Genomic DNA, 3211 nt, shown 5'->3' with positions numbered 1-3211 from the left:
TTATTTGCGCATTACTACAACCGCCTCAGACCGCATCAATCGCTTGATAATCGAACGCCAGCTGACGAGGTGCTAAACTAGACAGTGCCGGTCGAAACACCGGCCTGACGAAACGATGCAGTTCGACGACCTCGGTCGAGGCGATCAATCTCGCCATCCCCGGGGCGTGTCTCGGTTTCCTCGGGCCGAACAGTGCAGTGGCACTTGCTACCATATCGATGCTGACCGCGCTACTATCGACTCCAGCTTACGCATATGCCCGTGTCATAACCCCAATCATAATGATATTGACGACTCCCCTGCTTGAGGAAGCGCTCTTTTACCATAAGATCGGGACCATTACATCACCTCCGCGGTCATACCGCATTCGTCTATGCTCTCCACCCGCGACAGCGTCGATATCCCATCGGAGGCAGCCACCGTCGCACAGCGATACCAGCGCATCGAACGACCGGTCAGCTATGCCATGGCAGGTCTTGCCGGCGTTGTCGGTGCGGCCGCGATTTTCGTCCTGCCACTTGTTCAGGCACTACTCGTGGCGGTAGCCGTCCTCGTGTTGGTTCGATTCCCAGTGTTCTGATATAACGGACGCGTCGAACTGGTGACTGACACCGCCCCCGATGCGGTGCGGGCCGACTTCGAGAGCATGAGCCCGCCGGTGCTCGCTTTCCAGTGGGGACTCGCTGATACTGTCCGGCCGACCGAGGACGGCGGGAGCTACGAGGTCTCGTACCTGTTCGGACTGCGGTCGGAGACCATGACTACCGAGATTCGCCCATTTCTGCCCGCTGATGACTTCGAGCTGGTTGTGACGGCCGACGGTCAGCCGTGGGCGACGTACACGGTGTCGATACGTGATCGCGTCGGGACGACGGGCATGGACATCGAGTGGTGTCGGACCGTCGGTTTGGGCTCCGACGGATTCCGCAGCGGGTGGTTGCTAAACGGTACCGGGACGAGGCACTGACGGTGCAGAGCTACATTGTTGTCAAGCGGTACGACTCGGTACGTCTCCGATACCCGAGATGCCTCGACAAGCGACCACTGGTCAGATGAGCCACGTTTATCTGAACAGTAGATAGTAGCATGGTTTCTTTATTCAGAATATCTTGTGAAATTCATAGTCAGTATAGAGCAGACGGCTCTGTTGAAATCCTATTTGAGCGACAACATTCGGAGTAGGTAATCAGATCAGCCGCTGCACAGTTACGCGTTCTCAGCGGTCGGTCAGCCAAAATATTTCTTCAATTGGGAAATTAAAGTAATCAACGAGTTTCAGGTCCAATTCTAAACTCGGGTTGTACTTACCTGTCTCAATAGCATTAATTGTCTGATGGGAAACGCCCATCTCAATAGCTAGCTCCTCTTGCGTGAGATCGTGCTTCGCACGGTAGACTTTCAGTTCATTTTTGACTGACATCTATAGCCCATAGAAGCGATAATACGCTAATGATCCGAGATAAACTACAAAACCGCAGGTGAGGCTAACTGGCCACACAAGCTCGAATCCTCCCCATTGTGTGATTTGATCGGTGATGACTTCGGGGAGGAACATGGCGAACGCAACATACAGTGATGGTATGAGTACCATTGACCAGAATGCGTTAAACCCTGCGCGGTACTGCGCCTCTTTCTGGCGTTCATCGCCGACGACATCTGGCCGCTCAATCGCGCGGTAGAGTCGATAGCCACCGCCTATCATTATGAGGCCGATGACAATTGATCCGATCCCAAGGAGAGTCTCTCCAAACCACACAAGTGCGGCTCCACCGAGTAGCCACACCGGTGCAAGAAGGGCGACGAAGCCGAGACGGAGGACACCGATTGTATCATTTGTTTCATCGTCTAGGGATACTGTATAAATACACTTTTACTCTTTGTCGGTATAACTTTACTGGTCCATAATCCACTGTGAGCTCCGTAATCAAGTACCGTCCGACTCAAGAATCAATCAAAGACTCCGGTCTAAGTTGTGCGTGAGGGATTTCTCGAATTGCTTCCACCAGTGTCGGGAGCGGACGAATGAACCGTACTTGGGTTTGAGACAGGAGTTCACCGTCTCGTTCTGACTACGCTGTCCATAGAGGTCGTCATCCAGCCGAGCGTTCCACGCCTTATGCAGAGACGAAAACTCTCGGTGCTTGATGAGCGGACGAACATCTTCTTCACGGGCTAGCGTGCGACTCTTCTGGTCATCATACCCCTTATCTTTGAGGAGATTCACCACTTCGTCGGTATTTCGCTTGATGAGCGACGGTGCGATCTGTGAGTCATGCTTTCTAGTCGTGTTTTTCCGCACCTTGAGACAAAGCAAGACGATGTACTGGAGGAGTGTGTACCGCCGTTTCGAGAACTTCGAGGAGTAGCGAGCGACAGCTCGTCGGGCCAAGTGAATCGCTTGCTCAACAAATCGGAGCAACCGCGACTTCGGAAGTGCCTGCATTCGGTCACACTACTGGTCGAACCTGTAACTCTCTGAGGATTCCAAAAGAGCCGATCAGACGTATATCAGGTCGAAACTGCCGCTCACTAGCGTATTTCTCCAGAATACATTCACTATCCAGTTGAGTGACTCAGTAATGTCCACGATGCAGTCCGCCCTCCTCGGTTTGAATCTGAGCCGAGTGACGAGGCTCGTTGTGAGTATCGTTGCTATCTTTATTGCGCTTCGTCTTACTGATGATTTCTTTACGGGACTCGGAGTTGCGGTTGTGCTGGTGATAGTGCTTGATATTCCGTAGTCGCTACATAATCGCTACGTCACGCGGGACGAGTGATACACACGCACGTGTACTTGCTAAATTGAACGATTCAATTCAGACCTTGTTTTGAATAAAGGAACCAAATTACCAACCACTGTACAAACGGATACTCGTCATGTTATCGATGAGAGACACGACCATCCACGCTATATACAGATAACTGTTCGAGAGGCTTGGAGGGCCGTGATCAGCGGACCTGATGAGCGACAATTCACTCAATGCGTGAGATATCCGTATAGGTGGTCGCCGTTTTTCCAGCCCAGAAAATCGAATACGTATTTTACCTCACTCCAAAAAGACCGATACACGTGAGTGAGGACTGCTCTCCGAACAAGGTCTTTGCGCTCCTCGACGATGAGTACGCGCGGGCAATCCTCACTGCAACGAGTACCAAACCGATGTCCGCCAAAACCCTCAGCGCTGTCTCTTATACACATCTCTGAGCGGGC

General features: G+C 52.3%; 5 protein-coding genes and 2 pseudogenes. 4 read left to right on the top strand and 3 right to left on the bottom strand.

Annotated features, from left to right (window positions below; genetic code table 11):
- From C480_RS23155 to C480_RS24090, 3 genes and pseudogenes are all read left to right on the top strand, one after another.
- Window positions 1–81: pseudogene (locus C480_RS23155) on the top strand (IS6 family transposase); the annotation flags it as partial.
- A gap of 292 nt (window positions 82–373) precedes the next feature.
- Window positions 374–580: a hypothetical protein gene (locus tag C480_RS24095; RefSeq protein ID WP_006667039.1), complete on the top strand. Its 207-nt coding sequence runs from the start codon at window positions 374–376 to the stop codon at window positions 578–580.
- Between the two features lie 21 nt (window positions 581–601).
- Window positions 602–967 carry a hypothetical protein gene (locus C480_RS24090; RefSeq protein WP_006667038.1) on the top strand — a complete coding sequence of 122 codons (366 nt, stop codon included), beginning with the start codon at window positions 602–604 and terminating at the stop codon, window positions 965–967.
- Between the two features lie 249 nt (window positions 968–1216).
- Here C480_RS24090 and C480_RS17910 read toward each other — a convergent pair whose 3' ends face one another.
- From C480_RS17910 to C480_RS17900, 3 genes are all read right to left on the bottom strand, one after another.
- Window positions 1217–1420, bottom strand: coding sequence for a helix-turn-helix transcriptional regulator (locus tag C480_RS17910; RefSeq protein WP_006667037.1), 204 nt, complete (start codon window positions 1418–1420; stop codon window positions 1217–1219).
- Window positions 1421–1756 carry a hypothetical protein gene (locus tag C480_RS17905; protein WP_006667036.1) on the bottom strand — a complete coding sequence of 112 codons (336 nt, stop codon included), beginning with the start codon at window positions 1754–1756 and terminating at the stop codon, window positions 1421–1423. It lies immediately after the preceding gene.
- A gap of 195 nt (window positions 1757–1951) precedes the next feature.
- A complete protein-coding gene (locus C480_RS17900; protein ID WP_006667035.1) occupies window positions 1952–2443 on the bottom strand; it encodes an IS5/IS1182 family transposase in 492 nt (163 codons plus the stop codon).
- Between the two features lie 627 nt (window positions 2444–3070).
- Here C480_RS17900 and C480_RS22405 point away from each other — a divergent pair.
- Window positions 3071–3181: pseudogene (locus C480_RS22405) on the top strand (transcriptional regulator); the annotation flags it as partial.
- Between the last annotated feature and the right edge of the window lie 30 nt (window positions 3182–3211).

The sequence above is a fragment of the Natrialba aegyptia DSM 13077 genome (genome assembly GCF_000337535.1).
Taxonomy (GTDB): Archaea; Halobacteriota; Halobacteria; order Halobacteriales; family Natrialbaceae; genus Natrialba; species Natrialba aegyptia.
Note: the sequence above shows the minus strand (reverse complement) of the source record. Positions and strands in the feature narration are given on the sequence as shown.